This is a genomic window from Pseudomonas aegrilactucae, assembly GCF_019168305.1.
In the GTDB taxonomy this organism is placed as follows: domain Bacteria; phylum Pseudomonadota; class Gammaproteobacteria; order Pseudomonadales; family Pseudomonadaceae; genus Aquipseudomonas; species Aquipseudomonas aegrilactucae.
The window spans coordinates 19,397-39,794 of the sequence record NZ_JAHTBI010000043.1; the positions used below are offsets into that span (position 1 = coordinate 19,397).

The following is a 20,398-nucleotide window of genomic DNA, read 5'->3' on the forward strand; positions in this document are numbered from 1 at the left end:
CAATCATTCCTTCAAGTCGCAATCCTTGCGCCAATCCACTCCACGAACGCCTTCACCTTCGGTACCTGCGCGGCATGTTCGGCATGCGCGATGAAGTGCGCGCCTTCGCTGGCCATCGGGTGGTCCCAGGCCACCACCAGCTTGCCTTCGGCCAGCTCCTCGGCCACCAGGTAGCGCGGCACCAGGGCGATGCCACAACCGGCCTGCGCCGCGCGAATGCACAGGTAGAAGGTGTCGAAACGCGGCCCGTGGTAGCTCTGCTGCGAGTGCAGGTCCTGCTGCAAGAACCACTCGTGCCACGCTTCCGGGCGCGAGGTGCACTGCAGCAGCAGGTGCCGGGTCAGGTCCTGGGCGCTGCGCGGTGGCTCGGCGCCAATCAGCTCGGGGTGGCACACCGGTACCACGTCCTCATGGAACAGTTCGATGCACGTGGCCCCCGGCCAGGTGCCCTGGCCGAAGAAGAAGGCGATGTCGGCCTTGTTGTTGAGCAGGTCGAACGGTTCCAGCTCGCTCTTGATGTCCAGGTGGATGTTCGGGTGCTGGTGGCTGAACCCGCGCAGGTTGGGCACCAGCCAGCGCGCGCCGAAGGTCGGCTGGGTGGCCACGGTGAGCACCTGGGTCTCGCCGCCATAGGTAAGGATGTAGCGGCTGGAGATATCCAGCTGGGTGAGGATCTTGTTCACTTCGGTCAGGTACAGGGAGCCTGCAGGCGTCAGGTGCAGGCGCCGGCGCACGCGCTGGAACAGGTTGTGGCAGAGCATCTCCTCGAGCTGCGCGACCTGCTTGCTCACTGCACTCTGGGTCAGGTGCAGCTCCTGCGCGGCGCGGGTGAAGCTCAGGTGGCGTGCCGCCGCTTCGAAGCACTGCAGGGTCGTGGTGGAGGGCATCAAACGCTTGGACATCAAAGGCACCGGATGGATGAAAAGGACTGAGTTCATTCCGCAGGGGAATCATGTGTTTCTAAAAGGTCGTTTGTAAGCAGCCTCTTCGCAGATTAATACTGACCTGCGTCAATGATTTCAACCGCTGTTTTCGATGGCCTTCAAGGCCTGGGAAAGTGCACCCGAAATTTCAATGAAGAGGCGAATACGAACACTGCACTAGTGCTTTCAATGCCCAAACAACAATAACGGCTCCTTACATTTCTGCTGCCGCATACCCCCATGAATTTCCTTGGCCTGATTTGCGTGTGTCGTGCGCAGTCAGGTGCAGCAGGCATTGGCCAGAGAGGCAACCATGTCGTCCCTACAAGAAAAACCTCAGCGTTCACTCAAGCACGGGCTGACCTCGCGTCAGGTCTCGATGATCTCCATCGCCGGCATCATCGGCGCCGGGTTGTTCATCGGCTCTTCCAACGCCATCGCCAAGGCCGGCCCGGCCATCCTCCTCTCCTACATGATCACCGGCCTGCTGGTACTGCTGGTGATGCGCATGCTCGGCGAGATGGCCATCGCCGACCCCAACAGCGGCTCGTTCTCCACCTACGCCGGGCGCGCCATCGGGCCGTGGGCAGGCTTTACCATCGGCTGGCTGTACTGGTGGTTCTGGGTGCTGATCATCCCGGTCGAAGCCATCGCCGGTGCCGACATCCTGCATGCCTGGTACCCCGACGTGCCGTCGTGGGCCTTCGCGTTCCTGATCATGATCGTGCTGTCGTGTACCAACCTGATCAGCGTGAAGAACTTCGGCCAGTTCGAGTACTGGTTCGCGCTGGTCAAGGTGGTCGCGATCATCGGCTTTCTGGTGGTGTGTGCACTGGGTGTGAGCGGCGTATGGCCGCTGGCGCAGACCTCGGGGGTCGAGAACCTGTGGGCCAATGGCGGCTTCATGCCCAATGGCTTCGGCGCGGTACTGGGCGGTGTGCTGATCACCATCTTCTCGTTCTTCGGTGCCGAGATCGTCACCATTGCCGCCGATGAGACGGCCAACCCGAAAGACAAGATCCGCCGTGCCACCAACCTGGTGGTGTACCGCATCGCGATCTTCTACATCTTCTCGATCTTCTTCATCGTCGCGCTGGTGCCGTGGAATGACCCGCGCCTGCTGCAGGTGGGTTCGTTCCAGCGCGCGCTGGAGATTCTGAACGTGCCGGGGGCCAAGTTCCTGATCGATGTGGTGGTGCTGGTGGCGGTGACCAGTTGCATGAACTCGGGCCTGTATACCGCCTCGCGCATGCTCTATTCGCTGGGCGCGCGGGGTGAGGCGCATCCGGCGACCCGACGCATCTCGGGCAGTGGGGTGCCGACGGTGGCGGTGGTGTTGTCGACGCTGGCCGGGTTTGTCGGGTGCTTCGTCAACTTCGCCTTCCCGGGCAAGGTGTTTGGCTTCCTGCTGTCGACCACGGGCGCGATCGCCTTGCTGGTGTACCTGGTGATCGCCGTATCGCAGCTTCGCATGCGCCGCATCGTGGAGCGCGAGGGCACGCAGCTGGCGTTCAAGATGTGGCTGTTCCCGTGGCTGACCTGGCTGGTGATCGTGGTGATCTCGCTGGTGCTGGGGTACATGCTGTTCAGCGCCGACTACCGCTACGAGACGCTGATGACGGCGGGGGTGACGGCGTTGATCCTGGGCATTGCGCTGTACCGCAAGCGGGCGCGGATAGAGCACACACCGCAGGGGGTTGCGCCGGAACGCGTGTAAGGCCAGCGAGCGTCTTGAGCCCCTTCGCTGGCAAGCCAGCTCCCACAGGTACCGCGCCGATCCTGGGATTTGCGCCAAACCTGTGGGAGCTGGCTTGCCAGCGAAGAGGCCCGTTCAGTCAGGCAAAAATCTCGCGCAGGCTGCTGCGGTAGAAATCAAACGCATCCAGCGCACCCTGAACCGCCTGACGTTCCTCTGCTTCACTCAATTCCAGCGCGTCGATCAATGCCACGAACTGGCGCCAGTGCAGTGCACGTCCATCCGGGTGTGCGGCCAGGTGACGTGCGCCGGCCTCGCCATCGAGGCCCAGTTTCTGGGTCTGCTTGAACAGAAACGCCGCGCCCAGGTTCGACCCTTCGCTGCAATACAGCCACCCCAGCGCTTCACCTGGGTGGGCCAGTTGCACCGGTGCCGGCACTGCTGGCACCGCCAGCCCCAGGTCACGCAGGTCGGCCTGCACCGCTTCGAAGCGCGACAATTCAACCAGCCCGGGCAACGTACGGTTCAACTGCGCATCGCCATACAGGCCTTGCAGGCTGCCATGAAAGCGATGCTGCAACTGCAGGAACAGCGCATAGCGCTCGCGGCTTTCGAACGGGCGCACACCCATCACCAGCGCATCGACACTGTCGTGGTCGCGGCTGCTGGCGGCTTTGAGACGTTTGCAACGGCTGAGGTCAGGCGCGCTGACGGCAGGGGCATTCATGGGGGAGGGGCTCTCATATCGGTAGTGAACAGGCGCTCATGATGCAAAGCCTAGCCTACCTCAAACAATCGCCGCTCCATTAAGAACGCTTAACCTTCAGAACGCCGACTCGCGGATCAGCACCGCCATCAGGTTGCGCCAGCCACGGGCGATCAGGCTCTGACGCCTGCCCTCCAGCACCACCGTGCCGCGCAGCGCCATGGCCGGGCGCTGCGCCGCGTCGGTCACGTGCAGGGTCGCCCGGTACAGTGCTTGTTCCGGCTGTGGCTGGCGCTGGTGGTCCAGGCTTGCGGCAATCGCGCCCTGGTACGGCGAAGCCAGCTCCGGCGCCGAGCTGAGGTGTTTCACGGCCGTCTGCGCCAGGTGTTCCAGGCGTACCTCAAGCGCCGCCCGGGCGAATGTCTCGGGGTAGAAACGCCCCGCGCTGCCTGGCTCCAGGCGTTGCAGGTCATGTTCTTCGACAAAGGCCTCCACCAGCGCACTGTGGCCGCCCACCAGGGTGCCCAGCCATTCACCCGCCGGCAGCCATTGCCCGGCCTGCAATGGCTCGGCCAGTTCCACCAGTTGGCCATCGAAGGCCGCACGCACGGTCAGTTCATCCCATTGCTGGCGCAGCAGTTGCTGGCGCTGCTGCGCGGCGGCCAGCTCCTGGCGCACCACGCCGAGGTTGGCGGCGGTTTCGCGGTTGAGCAACTGGAAGCTGTTCTGCCACTGCAAGATCACCAGGCGGCGCTCGACACTTTCCAGTTCGTGCCGCAGGTCCGGCGCTTCCAGTTCGAACAGCGCCTGGCCGGCCTTGAGCTGTTCGCCAGGCTGCACCAGCACCCGTACCAGGCGTGCACCCACCGGGGTGTACAGGCTGCTCTGGCGTTCGGCCTTGAGCAGCGCTGGCGCCTCGACGCTGCTGCGCCACGGCACGCACACCAGCAGCAGCGCGAACGCCGCAACGGCCAGGGTCACACAGGTATTGCGGTTCATGCGGTAGTCCTTGCGGCGGGTGTACCAATGGCGCGCCTCGTTGATCAGCGGCATCAGCACGAAGTAGCCGATCTCGACGGCGAACAGCAGCAGCCCGAGCAGTTTGAACGCGAAGTGGTACACCAGCAGCGCGATGCCCAGGAACAGGAACAGGCGGTAGATCCAGGTGCCGATCGAATAGCCCACCAGCAGCCGACGCAGGCCCGGCGCGAAGTGTTCCGGCGGCGGATCGCCAAAACCGAACAGCCCTTCGCGCAGGCGCCAGCGGGCCAGGGCGAACGCACGTTGCTGCAGGTTGGGCACCCCGAGCAGGTCCGACAGCAGAAAGTAGCCGTCAAAGCGCATGAACGGGCTGAGGTTCACCGCCAGGGTCAGGATCCACGTGGTGCTCGCCAGCATGAACGCCGCGCTGCGCAGCATGCCGTCCTGCAGGAAGCTCCATAGCAGTGTGGCCCAGCACGCCAGCGCCAGTTCGGCGGCCATGCCGGCCGCGCCGATGGCCAGGCGCTGGCGGCGCTTGCGCAGGCGCCAGGCGCCGGAGGTGTCGGTGTACAGCACCGGCCACAGCACCAGCAGTGCCACGCCCATGGTCGCCACCCGTGCGCCGTAGCGCTTGCAGGTGTAGGCGTGCCCCAGCTCGTGCAGCACCTTGGCCAGCATCAACGTCAGGCCGGCCATGGCCGCACCTTGCAGGGTGAAGAAGTGCAGGAAGGTGTGGGTGAAGGTGTCCCACTGGCGCAATGCCAGGGCCAGCCCGAGCACACCGGCGGCCACGGTCAGGTACAGGAACGTGAGGCTGAAGAACGGCGCTACCCACGGCAGGCTGCGCTGCAGAAAACGGTCGGGACGCAGCAGCGGAATGCGCACGAACAGGTAGTTCTTCAGCAGCCAGCGGGCCCAGCCGGTCTTCTGTGCCTCGAGGATCTTGAGCAGGCGCGCGTTGTCGTCGCCGCCGGTGGCTTGCAGCAGCTGGTTGTGGCGCAGGAAACCGTGGAAGCGTTCGACATCGCTGGCGTCCAGGGCCAGCGTGGTGTGGCGTACCACGTGTTCGGCCACCGCTTGCGGCTTGCCCAGCCCCCAGCAGCCGAGCATTTCAAGCTCGGCCCAGCCCAGGCGGAAGAACTGCCCGCGCGCGGGGTCTTCCAGGGTCCAGCTTGGCGCGCCGTCATTGTGCGGCGGGCCTTCGTGCAGGCGCAGCTCTTCGCGCAGACAGCCCAGCGATGCGCCGCCGCTCACAGCGCCAGCCAGATGCGCAGGGTCGCCAGGGGGCGACGCAGCAGGTAGGTGAACAGGCTGGTGCGTTCGCCGTAGACCTTCGCGGTGCCTTTGAGGCCGATGCGGATACGCGGGTCGGGCGCCTCGAAGCCGGCTTTGAGGCGATACGCCATGCCGCCCTCGGCGGTGGCGCTGGCGCGGTAGCCCAGGCGCTTGAGGCTGGCGCGCAACGGCGCGCTGGGGTCGGTGTTGAGGAACAGCAGCGCCGGTGCTGCGTTCTGCAGTTCGATGGCGTCGTTGACCGGCAGCTGGATTTCCAGCTGCGCGCGGGCCGGGTCCGCCACCTGCATGATCTGTTCGCCCAGCGCCACCGGGCGGCCGATCCAGTCGCTGGGGTCGTCGAACACTGCTACCCCCGCGTGCGGGGCCAGGATACGTGTGCGCTCAAGGTTCTGCTCCAGGAAGCGTACCTCGCTCATGGCCTGTTCGCGTCGCCCTTGCAGCACCGCCAGGCCGGCCTTGCTGCGTTCGTCGTTCAGGGCCTGTTGCTGGGCCTGGCGGAACTCACCATCGGCAATCGCCAGTGCCTGGCGCGATGCCTGCAGGCGGCTTTGCAGTTCGCGGGCATCCAGCTGGATCAGTGCCTGGCCGGCACTCACCGGCTGGTTGGGCTCGACCAGAATACGCTCCACCACACCCTGCAGCGGGGCGCGCAGCACGCTCGGTTGCAGGGCGACGATTTCGGCCGGCGCCAGTGCGGCCTGGCGAATCGGCAGCGCCAGAATGCCCAGCACCAGTACGCCACCCCCCAGCCACCAGCGCCTGTCCCGTCGCCAGGCCAGGGTGCGCTTGCGGGGGGCCGGGCGCAGGCTGTTCCAGGCATGCCCGTAGGCATCCTGCAGCAGTGGCAACAACGCGGCTTCGCTTGCCCCCAGCGGCTGCTCGCGGGCCAGCAGCAGGGCCCCGAGCAACTGCCCGTTGCGCGCCACCAGTGGCAACCACAGCAGGTGCGGTGGCAGGTATTCGGCCCACTGCGCCTGGTCTTTGGGCGCCAGCACATCGGCCTGCACTGCGCTCAGCGCCGGCCCCGGATACAGGCTCTGCCACTGCCGGCAGTGCTGGCTGATCCAATGCGTGAAGGGCGCATCGTGCTCCACGCTGGCCAGCCCCGACAGGCACAGCAGGCGCCCGGCCTGGGCGTCCCACAGCAGGGCCTGGCGATAGGGCAGCAGCAGGTGGCTGTCGTTGACCATGACAAAGCCGAGCATGGCCAGGCTCTCGGCGGCGCGGGCCTGGCGTTCGAGTTGCACCAGCCCTGCGAGGGCCGGGGAGGGCAACGCCGCGTTCATGAGCGCGGCGCTGTGGCGGGCGGGTCGATGCGTGCGGTACCGCTCATGCCGGGCAACAGCACGCCGGCCTGGCCGTCGATGCGCCCGAACACCTTGATCGACTGGCTCAGCGGGTCGATCACCGAGCCCAGGCGCACCACCTTGGCCGGGTAGTCGGTGGCGGTCTCTTCCAGGTGCACGTTGAAGGTGTAGCCGGGCTTGAGCCAGGCCATCCAGCGCGAGGGCACGATCAGCTCGACTTCAAAGGCACTGTCGTCATACAGGGTCAGCAGTTCCTTGCCTTCGGCCACGTATTCGCCGGGCTGCACCTTGCGTTCGGCCACACGCCCGGAAAACGGTGCGGCGATGGTGCAATGCTGCACCATCACCTGGTTCACGCCGTTCTGCGCGCGGGCCATGTTCACTTCGGCCTGGGCCTGGGTCAGGTCCGAGACACTGATCGACTGCAGCTGGTCCAGCCGCTTGGCCACCCCCAGTTTCTTGCTGGCCGCGTGTTCGGCGGCGGTCGAGTGGTTGAGCCGTGCGCGATGGATCGCGCAGTCGAAACTCACCAGCCGCTCGCCCTTGCCAAAGCTGTCGCCTTCCTTGACCTTGAGCTCGGTGATCTTGCCGGCCAGCTCGCTCGACAGCACGGTGCGCTGGGTCGCGCTGAGCTGCACACGCAGGTCCGGCTGGGCGGCACTGACCGCCTCCGGTGGCTGTAGCGGTGGTGGCTCGTCGGCGGCAACGCTGGCACTGCCCGACAGCAGCAGCGCCAGCAGGCAGTGCTTAACGGGTGGCCGACGCATGGCTGACCTCGACCAGTTCGGTGCTTTGCAAGGAGCCCACGCTGCTCCACAGGTCGAGCTGCGGCTGCGCTGCACGGGGTGCCGCCAGCGGTACGGGTTGCCCCGGCGGCACCGGCCCGCGCGCAGCGAGGTAGGGCACCTGCACGTTGCCATTGGCCAGGGCCAGGCTGTTGCGGGCGATGGCCTGGGCCAGTTCGGCCACCGAATCGCCGGCCAGGCGCTCGGGCAGCGGGTCCAGGCCGGCGGCCTGGTAGATCGCGCCATAGGCCGTCTGCAACTGGGCGAAGCTACGGTCGCGGCCACGGGTCGCCAGCACGGTTTCGGTGCTGGTGCGCACCTGCTCCAGCACGGTTTGCGCGTCGCTGCGCACGGCGTTTTCGGTCTGCACCAGGATGCCGCTCTGGATGCGTTGCAGCTCGTTGGAACGGTCGAACAGCTGCACCGCCTGATGGTACTGCTGCCAGGCCACGTTTACCTGGGTCAGCACCGCCATGCGCAGCGCCTGGCGGCGCACGTCGGCCAGCGCCTGGCGGGCTTCGCCGGTGCGCGTGATGGCCGGGTAGCTGAGCACGCTGAACAGGTTCCAGCTCACCTGCACGCCGGCATCGGCCCAGCTGTTGTTGGCAGTGAAGCTGTTGCTGTCGTAGTTGCCGCCGACGAACAGCGAGGCCCCCGGCATCAGGCGCAGCAGCGCCGCACGGGTTTCCAGCACGGCATTACGCGCCTGGTAGGTCTCTTCGCGCACTTCGGGGCGCTTGACCATGGCCATTGCCTCGAGGTCGTCCAGGGCATAGGCCAGCTTGGGTTGTTGCAACTGCTGCTCGGTCGGGGTCACCAGCTCGAAGCGGGTGGCCGGTGGCAGGTTCATCAGGCCCGCCAGACGCGCCTTGGCGGTGGCCAGTTCGCCGTCCACGGTCTCCAGCTGGCGCACCATCTCCAGCAGGCCCTTCTGGTAGCGCAGCGCCTCGACCGGGGCCAGCAGACGCTGGCGTTCGGTCTGGCGGGCCTGCGCCAGGGCCCGGCGCGCCTCGACCAGGGCACGTTGCACCTGCGGTTGCAGGCGCTGCGCGGTGGCGGCTTCCCAGTAGGCACTGCGCACCTGCTGGATGATGTCGGCGATCACCCGGCGGCGGCGCTCTTCGGCGGCCAGTACCTTGTTGGCCTGGGCCTTGGCGCCGAAGTAGCCGATGCCGAAGTCCAGCACGTTCCACGACAGTTGCAGGTCGGCGCTGTGGGTGGAGCGGTCCTGGCTGGTGGACGGCTCCAGCGACTGGCTGCCGGTGCGGATCGATTCGCTGGACGAGGCCAGGGTGTTGTCACGCCCCCCGCCAGCCGGCACGTGCGGCCAGCTTGGGCAGCATGTCGTAGCGCTGCTGGTCGAGCAGGTTGTCTTCCAGTGCACGCTCCATCAGGCCCAGGCGCTGTTGCAGGTTGTACTTGACCGCGCGGGCCATGGCCTGCTCCAGGTCGATGGGCTGGCTGACCGGCTCCTGATGGTCGAACATCGTGCTGCGGTCACCGGTGGCCTGGGCCAACTGCTGGTCCAGGCTCAATGGCTCGGGCGTGATCGAGCAAGCGCTCAGGCCCATGGCCACAAGGCCCAGTGCGAGGTTCAACGGCAAGCCTTTGCGGGGGCCTGGCAGATGCTTCTTGATCACGTGATTTCCCTTGAACGAATGGAGTGAGGCGTACCGGCAGCGGTGCGGTCGACCCGACGCCGGCTAAGATAGGAATGATTCCCAATATCGGGCAATCCCGGGTTCATTAAGATTGCTTAATGCCGGGTGGTGCGGGCCGCCGCAACCGGGCGGCCCGCAGGGCTCAGCGGCCCATCAGGCTGGCCAGCAGCGCCTGGCTGCGTGCCAGCAGGCCGCCGTTGCCGGTGGCGCTCACCTGTTCGCTGAAACCGCCTGCGCCGCTGTCGGCGCGTGCATCGGTGGTGGCTTGCAGGCGCAGCGGCAGCCGTACTTCGTGGCCGTTGGCGTCGCGCGCCAGCAATTGCAGTTGCAGTTGCCCGAAGCGCGTCAGGTGGCGTGCCTCGACCTGCACCTGGCCCTGGCGTGCGTCGAAGCGCACCCAGGCGGGCAAGGGCAGGCCGTTGGCCAGGCGCAGGCTCAGCACCAGCCGGCCGTCGCGGCTGGCGAACAGGCCGCGTGGCAGGTTGACCAGGGCCCAGCCATCGAGCGTTTCGGCTGGCAACGCCAGGTTGAGTTCGGCCTGGGTGGCCCTTGGCGCGTCGCTCAGCGGTTCGCGGCTGACCAGCGGGTTGTCGGCCTGCAGCGAGGCCGGCAGCGGGTCGTGCGGGGTGAGGTCGTCGGGCTCGGGCAGCGCGCTGATCTGCTCGGCCACTTGCCTGAAGTGCGCCTGGTCGGTCTGCACCTGGCGCAGCAACTCGGCACTGTCGGGGCCTGCGTGGAGGGCCGGTTCAAGGCTTTGTGCCCGTACCTGCGCTGTACTGAACAGGCCGGTGGAGCGAACCGTGTCGCGCTCGCCGGGGACCACGGGGGCAACGCGACTGATCGGTGCGGTCGGTGCTGGCGGGATGACCGGATCGATTGGGTCAACTGGATCGACTGGATCGACTGGATCTACAGGGTCAACCGGGTCTACAGGGTCAACTGGATCTACAGGGTCAACCGGATCGACCGGGGTGGTCTTGCCGGTCAGGCTGACCTGCGTCTGGTAGCCGGCGCTGTTCAGTTCACCGTCGTTGAGGGTCACGCGCAGGTTTACCTGGCTGCCCGCTGCGCCGCCGTCGTTGGTGTAGGTCAACTGGTGCACCAGGGTGTTGACCTGGGCGGTGGTCAATGCCGCATCGACGCTCAGGGTCAGGCTGCCACCGGCCTCGCTGAAGCGCGCCACCGCAACGCCGTCCAGATACACCTGGCCGTCGCGAAGGCTGTAGCCATTGCCGTCCTTGAGGCCGAAACGGTCCTGTGTCGAGGCGCCACCGACACGCTCCACTACCAGACTTGCGTCCTTGTAACTACCCGCTCCGGCATTTGCCGCGTCGAGTTCGGCGTCGCTCAGGTGCAGGTTGGGCAGCACCACCACGGCCGGGCCGTCGACGCTGTACACCGGCCCCTTTAGGCCTGGCGCGTCGAGCAGCGCCAGGCCCTGGCCGACCACCAGCACGCGGCCATCTGCCCAGACCTGGAGCTGACGCGCGGCGCCCAGCGCGCTGGCCTGGCCGCTGCTCAGGCTGTCGACCAGGACCAGGCCGCTAGCGGTGCTGTAGCGATTGATGCGGTCAGCGGCGATCACGTACAGCGTGGCCCCATCGGCGCCCAGCACCATGTCGCTGACACCGTTCAGGGGCACGCTGCTTTGCAGGGTCAGGCTGGCGTTGTCACGATCCAGGGTGAATTGCTGCAACGTGTCGTTGACGTAGAGGTAGACGGTGTTGCCGTCCGCCGAGAGTTGCACCTGCTTGTTCGGGCCTTCCAGGTTGTAGCGATTGCCGTCGCTGTCCAGGGTGCCATCGCGCAGGTAGGTGAGTGGCGTAAGTGCCCCTTCACTGTTGCGCTGATACACGATCAGGGTATCGGCACCGTACGCGGAGGCGGTCGCCACGACGACAATGTCGCCGGCACTGGCCATCGTGTTCGGACCCCACAGGTAGGGGGGCTCGTTACCGTCGGTGGGCAGCTTCTCGATGAACGTCAGGTGGCCGCTCTGAGGATCGCGGGCATAGCGCGCCACTTCGTACAGGCTTTGCAGATACGCCGACTTGCCATCGCTGGAAATCACCAGGTCGTTGGCGCCGTCGAGGGACCATTCGGTACTCTCGCCATTGCGCACCTGTTGTACCAGGCTGGCGTTGCCCTGGCTGTCCAGGCTGTACACCAGCACGGCCTTTGTCGTATCGCTGCCTTGAGGCACTGTGGCAATGGCGTACAACGCCTTGCCGTCGCTGCTCACCTGTACACGGTCGATCGAGATCACATCGGTGGCGGCGGGCAGTGTGGCGATCCAGGTCAGTGCACCGCTGCTGGCATCGCGGCTGAACACTGCCAGCTTGCCGCTGCTGTCGGCGGCGTACAGGTACTTGCCGTCGACGCTGTAGGTGGCGCTGCGCACATCGCTCAGGCCTTGCAGGCCGGGCAGGCTGGCGGTGATGCCGAACTCGCCGAGTGACAGCACCGGGTCCGCAGCGACCACCGGCGCATCGTTGATCGCCTCGATGCGCAACGCGATGCTCAGCACGCTGGAGGTCACGTGCAGGTCGCTCAGGGTCACGCTCAGGGTGTCGCCGGCACGCGGCGCGTCGCTGGTGCTGGCATAGGTGATCTGGCGCAAGGTGTTCTGCACGTCGCTGCTGCTCGGGGCCAGCCCGGCGTCGTCGTTGAACCTGACGATCAACTGCCCGTCGCGGTTGCTCACGCTGGCGATCACCACGCCGTCCTTGAGCAGGCTGTTGCCCTGCAGGCTCAGGCCGTTGCCGGCCGTGAAGCCGAATGTGTCGCCGGTTGCGGGCTGGCCAAGGCTGACGGTCAGGGTCGCGCCCTGGTAGTTGCCGTTGCCGCCACCCAGGCGGTCCATCTGCGCATCGCTGATCACCGCGCCTGGGGCGATCAGCACCGGGGCGCCGTTCTCGACATAGTGCGGGGCAGTGCCGGGGTTGCCCAGCAGCGGGGCGGTGTTGGGTTCACGCGGTGGCGCCAGGGTGATGGTCACCGTCTCTGCCAGGGTGGTCAGGTCGACACCGGTGTCGTTCTCGGGCAGGTTCTCGCGGATGCTCAGTGTGATCGTGCGCGTGCCCGTAAGGCCCGTGCCGGTGTTGTTGAAGGCGAGGCTGTCGATCATCGCGGCGGCCGTGGAACCATCGCCTTCCGGGTAGAGGGTCAGCACAGTCTTGCCGTTTTCGAAGCTGATGTAGTACTGCACGCCGTCGCGGGTCAGAACGCCACTGGTGGCCTGGTCGAGGGGGATCTTCACGGTACCGACGCGGATCACATCATTCACGTCAGTCTTGTCGAAGGTCAGGATTACCTGCCACACCGTCTGGCCCACTTCGATGGTATCGATCACGGTGTCCTTGAACAGCTTCACGAACTCGCCATCCTCGGCCACGGTTGGGTCGAGGACGGTGCTGTCCATGATGGCCGGGTCGTTGACGCCTTCGAGTTCGATGTCGACATCAAGGCGGGCGCGGTTGTTGTCGCCATCATCGATGGTCACCCGCACGGTGGCGTGGTCGCCGTTGGCGGTGGGGTCCTGGCTGGTGTTGCGGTAGTCGACCTGGCGCAGCACCTGCTGTGCAGTGGCCTGGCTGACGCCGGCGAGGAAGGTGATGCTCAGGCGCCCATTGGCCTGTTCGAAGGTGGCAATCGCCACGTCACCGTTGAACAGTTGGCCATCGCGCAGGCTCAGGCCGTTGGCGGCGATAAAGCCGAACACATCGTTGGCGCCCGGCGCGTTCTGGCGTTCGAACACCAGTGTCGCGCCCTGGTAGTTGCCGGCGGCGTCCAGTTGCGGGTCGCCGAGCTGGCCGCTCGGCAGCACCGCCACGCCGTCGCCGCCTTCGGTGTAGTGCTGGCCGCGCAGGCCCAGGTCGTAACCGATCAGGTTTTCGTAGCCGAAGTCGCCCGCCACGAACAGCGTCTTGCCATCGGCGCTCAGGCTCAGGCCACCGAGGCTGTTGGCGAGCAGTTGCAGTTGCGGTGCGCCACTGACGGGGGCGAGCAGGCCGTCGTCGCCACGGCTGAACACTTCGATCACCTTGCCCACCACGATCACCGCGCTGCCGTTGGCCGCCACGATCAGGTCGTTGGCCACCGCGTTCACGGCTTGCTCGCCGAGTGCTTGCAGTGTGCCGTCGGCACCCAGCGTGAACAGGCGCAGCACCGCCTGGTCGTAGTTGTCGAGCACATACAGGGTCTTGCCGTCGCCGGACACGGCCATGGCGGCGGTGGCGTAGTAGGTGTCGGGAGCAGTGGTCTTGACACTGTCGACCAGGCTCAGGCTGCCGTCGCTGGCGATGCGCAGCACACTGACCAGGGTCGAGGTGCCCATGCCGCTGGCGAACAGGTACTGGCCGTCGGCCGAGAGCAACAGGCGATTGGCGTTTTCCAACCCGTCGATTGCTGCGTACTGCGCCACCTGGGTCAGGCTGCCGTCTGGCGCCTGGCGATACAGGTAGACGCTGTCGCCCGCGGCCAGGTACACCCGGTCGCCCTGGTTGGCGAGGTCGCCGATCTGGGCGCCGAACGCGCTGCCATCCAGGCGGGCCGCCAGCGTCAGGTTGCCGTCTGCGCTGCGGCTGAACACCAGCAGGCCGCTTTCGGCCGCCACGTACAGCCACTTCTGGTCGGCCGACACGCGCACGGCCTGGGCGCCTGCCAGGTCCGCCAGGCCGTCGTTGCCGGCCCGCAAGGTCTGCACCCACTGCATCTGACCGTCGCTGTCACGCAGGAACACGCTGACGGTCGCCTGGCCATCCTCCGGCTGGCTGACCACATACAGGTAGCCATCGGCACTGGTGGCGGTGTCGCGCGAGCCTTTGAGCAGGTCGTTCCAGTTGTCGTCACGGTTGGCGATTTCGCCGCCTTGCTCCAGCTGGCTGGTTTCGCCGGCCAGGGTCGGCATTTGCAACGGATCATTGCTGATCTGCAACTGCACGGTCAGTTCGCTGACCGCGCCGCGGGCGTCGGTGGCGGTGATCAGCAGGTCATGGTCGCCGGCCACGTTGCCGCTCGGGGTGCCACTGATGAGGCCGGTGGCCGGGTCGAAGCTCAGCCCGGCCGGCAGGCCACTGACGGTGTAGGTCAGCGCATCGCCTTCGCGGTCGCTGAACAGGTCGGCGGGCAGGGTATAGGCGTAGGCGCTGCCAACCTGTGCCGGGTTCAGGGTGGGCGGTTCAAGTGCCTCGGGGGCATGGTTGAGCACCAGCACGATCTCGCGGCTGGCCTGCTTGATGCCGTCGCTGACGACGAGGTTCAGGCCCAGGGTGCTGGCACCGCTCGGCAGTTCACCGGCAAAGGTCAGCTGGTGCAGAATCTGGTTGGCCACGGCCTTGTCCACCGCGCTGCTCAAGGTCACGCTGAGGGTGCCGCCGGCTTGTTCGAAGCGCGCCACTGCAACGTCGCCCAGCAATACCTGGTTGCCTTGCAGGGTCAGGCCGTTGCCGGTCCTGAAGCCGAACAGATCGGCTGCGTTGGCCGCACCGCTGCGGCTGACCGTGAATACGCTGCCCTGGTAGTCGCCCTTGGCGTCGAAGTCGACGTCGCTGAAGCTCACGCCGCTGGCGAACAGGTTGTCCTGGCCCTGGTTGAAGGCGGCGTTGATCTTCGCGCTGATCACGCTCACACCGGTCTGGAAGCTGGTGGTGCCGGTGTAGATGCTCAGGCCATCGGCGCTCACGGCAATATGGTTGGCGTTCTTGCCGATCACCACCCTGTCGGTGTAGGTCAGCAGGCCCGTGGCGGTGTCACGGCTGAACACCAGCAGTGCGCCACCGCTGAACGTGGTGGCGTACAACGCCTTGCCATCGGCCGACAGCGACAGCTCGCGCAAGGTGGTCACGGTGTTCAACGGATACGTCGCAATGGCCTGCACGAAGGTCAACTTGCCGGTCAGCGGGTCGCGGCTGAAGGTGTTGAGAAAGCCCGGGTCGTTGGAGCTCAGGTACACCGAGCGTCCGTCGGCGGAAACGATCACGTCCTGCAGGGCGTTCATGAAACCGGTGCTGGAGGGCAGGGCGGCGCTGTCCGGGTCGGCGCCGATGCTGGCCAGGGTGATGTTCTCGACATGGCTCAGGGTACCGTCGGCATCGCGCTTGAAGACGGTCAGGGTCCTGCCGTTGGCGGCGTTGCTGACGTACGCCGAGGTGCCGTCGGCAGACACGGCCAGGCCGCTGGGCGCCGGCATCTTGCTGGTGTCGTTGAAGCCGCTGACAAAGGTCAGGTCGCCTGTGGCCGGGTCGCGGCTGAACAGGTTGAGCTGGGCCTTGCCGGTGGCGGTGTCATGGGCGCTCATGCCGTTGATGGTGTAGAGGCTCTTGCCGTCGGCTGACACCACGATCTGGGTGACCTGGCCATCCAGGCCGGTGACGCCGGCTTCGTCATTGCGCGCAATGATGCCGACATAGGCGAGCAGGCCGCTGTCCGGGTCGCGCTGAAAGTGCACCAGGGTGCCGTCGGCCTGGGTGCCGGTAAAACCGGCCACGTACACCGACGTGCCGTCGCCACTGACGCTGACCGTGCTGATGGTCTTGAGCCCGTCGACCTCGATGGCGGCGGTGGCGGAGTCGTCGTTGGCGCCCTGGGTGAAGCTCTGCAGCAGGCTCAACTGGCCGCTGTCCGGGTCGCGGGCATACACCCGCAGGTCGCTGACGCCGGCGCTGTTGCTGGCGCTGTTGGCGACAATCAGCAGGGTCTTGCCGTCGTCGCTCAGGCGGATGGCGGTGACGTAGTCGGTGAAGCCGGACAGGGTGCCGTCGGCGTACATCAGGGTCGGGTCGGGTGTGAAATCACCCGAGAGGGTCGGTGGGTTGTCGATGTTCAGGGTGATGCGGCTGGTGACCGTCAGCTCGCGGCTGTCGGTGCCACCGTTGGCGTTACCGCCGTCATCCTGCACACGGGTCAGGCTGAAGCTGCGTTCGCCGCTCACCGCCAGGGGGCTGTCGTTGCGATAGGCCAGGCCGTTGATCAGGGTCTGCACGGCCTTGGTCTCCAGGCCCTGGCTGCTGAGCACCAGGCTCGCGCTATCGCCAGTGCGGGTGTAGACGTAGTTCAGGCCGCTGGTAGTGGTGCCGCTGGCACCACGGGAAAGGTCGATGGCTGTGCCGTCGACCAGCAGGTACTCGCTGGCGACGCTGGCCACACCGCTTAGTTTCAGTTCGAGGGTGGTGATGCGCTGGCCGGCCTCGCCGGTATTGACCTGGGTGTCACTGAACAGCTTCACCGTAGTGCTGGCGTCAACGTAGGTGGGCTGGGTGACCACCACGGCGTCTAGCGTCGGTGCACTGTTGTCGGTCAGCAGCAATTCCAGGGTCTGCACCTGGCTTTGCAGCTCGCCGTCGCTGGCGCGGGCCTGCAGTTGCACGGTGCGGGTTTCGCTGCTGGTGGCGCTGTTGCTGTAGAGCAGGCGCTGCACCACGGCGTTGGCCTCGGCCTTGGTCAGCGCGGCGGTGAAGGTCAGGGTCAGGGTGCCGGCGTTGTCGTCGATCAGGGTGCCGACTTTCTGGCTGTCCTTGAACAGGTCGTTGCCGCTCAGGGTCCAGCCGTCGCCCGGGGCGAAGCCGAAGTGGTCCTCGCTGCTGGCGCCGTCCGCACGGCTGATGGTCAGGCTGGCGCCGGTGTAGTCGCCGGCGCCGCCGGCCAGGCGGTCTAGGTTGGCGTCGCTGAGGCTGAGCGGGGCGGTGAAGGTGATCTGGCTGCCGTTTATGTAGGTCTGCACGCTGCTGAAGCGGCTCAGGCCTTCGCCTACCACCAGTACCGATTTGCCGTCGGCGCTCAGGCCCACCTCGCGTGCGCCGCTGACCGCCTGGCTGGCGACGAAGCTGAGCGTGCCATTGGCCCCGACCGCATACAGGTTGAGGCTGCCGTTGGCAGAGGTGGCGTACAGCTGCTTGCCGTCGGCGCTCAGGCGCACGCTGTTGGCCTGGGCCAGGCTCAGGGTGTCCTGCAGCACCAGGCCGTTGGCGGTCAGGCGCAAGGTCTGGATCACGCCGCGGGTCTGGTCGCTTAGGTAGATCGTCTGGCCATCGGCACTGGCGGCCAGGCCATGGCGGGTCGTCACGGAGCGGGCTGCGCCGGTCAGTGCCCAGCCCAGGTCCACCACGGCAAGGCTGCCGTCGGCGTTGCGCTTGAGCACGGTGAGGGTGTCGTCGGCGACGAGGCTGGAGGGGTCGGAGACGATGAACACATAGTCGCCCACGCTGGTCACCGTGTTGAAGCGTGAGCTCTTGAGCGTGCCCTCATCCAGGCGTTGCCGGATCGTCGGGTCGAGTTGGCCGGTGGCGGTATCGCGAGCGAACACGCGCAGCCCCGAGACCTGGGTAGTGACATACACCTGGGTGCCGTCATCCGACAGCGCGATGCCTTTGAGGGTATCGCCCCCGGCGGTGGTCTGGCTCAGGCTCAGGGTGCCGTCGTCGGCAATCGCCAGGTTCAGGATGTTCGACCCCGACACCGCATACAGCGACTTGCCGTCGCGGCTCAGGGCCATGTCGGTGAGGGTGCCCAGGCCGGCCACGCCGGTGAGGTTCTGGAGCTGCAGCAGCGTGCCATGACTGTCGACGGCATATACCAGCAGGCCCTTGTCGCTGCCGGCATAGGCAAATTTGCCATCACTGCTGTAGGCCACCTCGGTGAGGGTGCCCAGGCCGTTGGCGCTGAGCGACTGGGCCAGGTCCACCAGGCTGTCGTTGCCCAACACGGGCGCGCGGTTGGTGGCGTTGTTCAGGGTGACTTCGGCGCTGATCGCCAGCGTGGTGGTGTCCAGGCCGCCGCCGTCGGTGCCGCCCTCGTCCTTGACCTGCACCAGGCTGATGGTGCGGGTGCCGCTGTCGACGCTGTTGTCCAGGGTGGTGTAGTGCACGCCCTGGATCAGTGTTTGCAGCGAGGCTGCGTCGTTTTTATCGCTGGCGGCCAGGGTGAGGGTCAGCGTGGTCACGCCGCCGTTGGTGGTGACGTCGTAGAAGTAGTCGTTGCCTGCCGTGGTGCCGGTGCCGGCGCCCAGGATGATCCGGGTGCCATCGACGATCAGCGCCTCCTGGCTGCTGACGCTGTTCACGGTGATCACCAGGCTGTCGAAGCCCTGGTTCGCATCGCCGCTGTTGGCCAGGGCATTGCTGAACAGCGTCACACCGCCATTGTCGCTGGCGCCCACCGTGTGGGTGGCCTTGGCTGGCTCGGCCGTCACCGTCGGTGCGGTGTTCACCGGCTCGGCCTGCTGCACATCAGCCTGTTCGGCAGTCTGCACGGCGGTGGTCACCGCCGCGGCATCGAACATCATGCGTGGCTCCAGGGCCAGCGCCAGGCTGTTGTAGGGCTTGCGGTTACGCGGGCGTGACGCACTCATGGCATGTCCTTGTCGATAACTGAAAAAGGGGCAGGGGCGGGCGAATCAGTCGATCAGGCGCACGTAGCGCTCATGCTTGATCTTGTCGGAGATTTCTTTGAGCAGGTTGCGGATCTGCGCTTCGCCATCCCTGAAGTTGGTGGCGTTGGCGAACAGCATGTTGTCGCGTCCCTGGGTACAGATCAGCAGGCCGGGGCCGGCGACCTGGTCGAACAGGCGGCGGCCGAACTCGTTCGGATCGCCCGGGCGCACGCCGAGAAAATGCAACTTCAGGCCGCGCGCGCGAAAGCTGTTGCACAGGTTGATGAAACGCTGTCTTGCGGCGTTCTTGCCGCCTTCGCCGGGCTCGGTGTCGCCGTCGATGGCCTGGCCGACCTCGGCGTTGTAGCTGTCGGTATCGAACCAGTCACCCACGGTGTTGGCCAGCATCACCACGATCTTGACGTTGTCGCCCTGGTTGTCGGCGTTGAAGTCCATCGGCAGTTCGGCGTCGCCCCAGCCGGCAGTGCCGCGCATCTGCGGCGACAGGGCCATGCCGGCCCAGCCCATGGCGATGGCGTAGTTGACGTTGAAGCGCGTCTCGAACATCGGCAGGCGCTCCTCGATCTTGTTCAGGTCGCGGGTCAGCGGCAGCAGCGGGGCATGCGGGCAGCCCCTGTCCGCCACCATCCAGCGGGTGTCGTTGGCCCCGTTGGCTTCACCGAAATCCGGGTTGGGTCCCACCCAGGAGATCGCCGGGGCGCGCGGGCTGCCGTTCTCCACCAGGTCGTGGCGGTAGTGGATCTTGAATTGCCCGGATGGCGCCTGGTCCCAGTAGTAGTTCTGGCCCGTGCCCAGGCCCCGGTACATGCACAGCAGGTTGGCGCGCCGGTCCGGGATGCGCCGGTCGTTCAGGCCCGCATAGCGGGTGAACAGCGAGCGCAGCTCCACCGGGCGCAGCGCCGCGGGGGTCGACCAGCGCAGGATGCGGTTGCTGTCCTCGGGGTCGTACACGTTCACCGACTGGCTGTAGGGCACCAGCGCCACCCAGGTCCTGGCATCGGGGCGGGTGCCGATCACGTCGCGGGCGAAATCCCGCGTCAAACGGCGCAGGGCGGCAATGTCGGCAGCGCTTTCGCTGTTGGTATTGGGCAGCATCAGCGCGATCTCCACCGGCCGGTTGACCACCTCGACGGTGGAGGCCACCTGGATGCGTGTGGTGTTGGCCTGGAACAGCTCAGACTGCGCGTCGAAGTCGGCCTGCACGCGAATGCTGAGACGCCCGGCTTCGCTGCGTGCGGTGCTGACGCTGACCGAGGCCTGGCCGATCTGCTCGCGCAGTTCACGGTCCATGCCCAGGTTGGCCATCACGTACCTGCTGGCCATGCTTTGCATCTGGGCCTCGCTCATGCGGTCGTCGAGCAGGCGCTGGTTGCCCACGGCCATGGCCGCGGCATCGGTGGCGCGCTTGAGCTGGGCGCTGTTCTCCAGGGCGCGGCCCTGGTCGATGACGTAGGCGATCACCAGCAGCGCGCCGCCCAGCACCAGGATCGCGAAGGGGGCGATGGCGCCTTGCTGTTGGGCGGCGAAGCGGCGGAGCAGGGCAGGGCGAAGAGGGCGGGGCATGCGCAAGGCGAGGTCCTGTAGCAGGTTCAGGCCGGGTTTAGCACGGCTCAGGTGGCGGCAAAGATAGGAATAATTCTTGTTATCGACAATCG

Annotated in this window: 10 protein-coding genes; 1 reads left to right on the top strand and 9 read right to left on the bottom strand. The window is 66.5% G+C overall.

Features of this window, described 5'->3' with window-relative positions:
* Nucleotides 1–11: 11 nt before the first annotated feature.
* Entirely contained in the window at nt 12–902 is an 891-nt protein-coding gene (gcvA, locus tag KUO17_RS12710) for a transcriptional regulator GcvA (RefSeq protein WP_217975906.1), read from the bottom strand.
* A 334-nt stretch (nt 903–1,236) separates the two neighbouring features.
* On the opposite strand from gcvA, the gene KUO17_RS12715 reads away from it, so the two are divergent.
* A complete protein-coding gene (locus tag KUO17_RS12715) occupies nt 1,237–2,640 on the top strand; it encodes an amino acid permease (protein ID WP_217975907.1) in 1,404 nt (467 codons plus the stop codon).
* A 118-nt stretch (nt 2,641–2,758) separates the two neighbouring features.
* Here KUO17_RS12715 and KUO17_RS12720 read toward each other — a convergent pair whose 3' ends face one another.
* The 8 genes from KUO17_RS12720 to KUO17_RS12755 form a co-directional block, all read right to left on the bottom strand.
* The gene (locus tag KUO17_RS12720) at nt 2,759–3,346 is read right to left on the bottom strand and encodes a biliverdin-producing heme oxygenase (RefSeq protein ID WP_217975908.1); all 588 of its coding nucleotides are present in this window, start codon (nt 3,344–3,346) and stop codon (nt 2,759–2,761) included.
* A gap of 96 nt (nt 3,347–3,442) precedes the next feature.
* Entirely contained in the window at nt 3,443–5,560 is a 2,118-nt protein-coding gene (locus KUO17_RS26960) for an HlyD family efflux transporter periplasmic adaptor subunit (RefSeq protein WP_217975909.1), read from the bottom strand.
* Complete coding sequence (locus KUO17_RS12730) at nt 5,557–6,888, bottom strand: efflux RND transporter periplasmic adaptor subunit (RefSeq protein ID WP_217975910.1); 1,332 nt, start codon at nt 6,886–6,888, stop codon at nt 5,557–5,559. Before KUO17_RS12730 ends, KUO17_RS26960 begins: the two co-directional genes overlap by 4 nt.
* Entirely contained in the window at nt 6,885–7,676 is a 792-nt protein-coding gene (locus KUO17_RS12735; RefSeq protein ID WP_217975911.1) for an efflux RND transporter periplasmic adaptor subunit, read from the bottom strand. Before KUO17_RS12735 ends, KUO17_RS12730 begins: the two co-directional genes overlap by 4 nt.
* Nucleotides 7,657–9,015, bottom strand: coding sequence for a TolC family protein (locus KUO17_RS12740; RefSeq protein WP_217975912.1), 1,359 nt, complete (start codon nt 9,013–9,015; stop codon nt 7,657–7,659). The genes KUO17_RS12735 and KUO17_RS12740 overlap by 20 nt, the downstream gene beginning before the upstream one ends.
* Nucleotides 8,993–9,334 (bottom strand): hypothetical protein, encoded by a 342-nt coding sequence (locus tag KUO17_RS12745; RefSeq protein WP_217975913.1) that lies wholly within the window; start codon nt 9,332–9,334, stop codon nt 8,993–8,995. The genes KUO17_RS12740 and KUO17_RS12745 overlap by 23 nt, the downstream gene beginning before the upstream one ends.
* A 163-nt stretch (nt 9,335–9,497) precedes the next feature.
* Complete coding sequence (locus KUO17_RS12750) at nt 9,498–18,701, bottom strand: beta-propeller fold lactonase family protein (protein ID WP_217975914.1); 9,204 nt, start codon at nt 18,699–18,701, stop codon at nt 9,498–9,500.
* A 45-nt stretch (nt 18,702–18,746) separates the two neighbouring features.
* Nucleotides 18,747–20,306, bottom strand: a complete 1,560-nt coding sequence (locus KUO17_RS12755; protein ID WP_217975915.1) for a TadE/TadG family type IV pilus assembly protein — start codon at nt 20,304–20,306, stop codon at nt 18,747–18,749.
* Nucleotides 20,307–20,398: the final 92 nt, after the last annotated feature.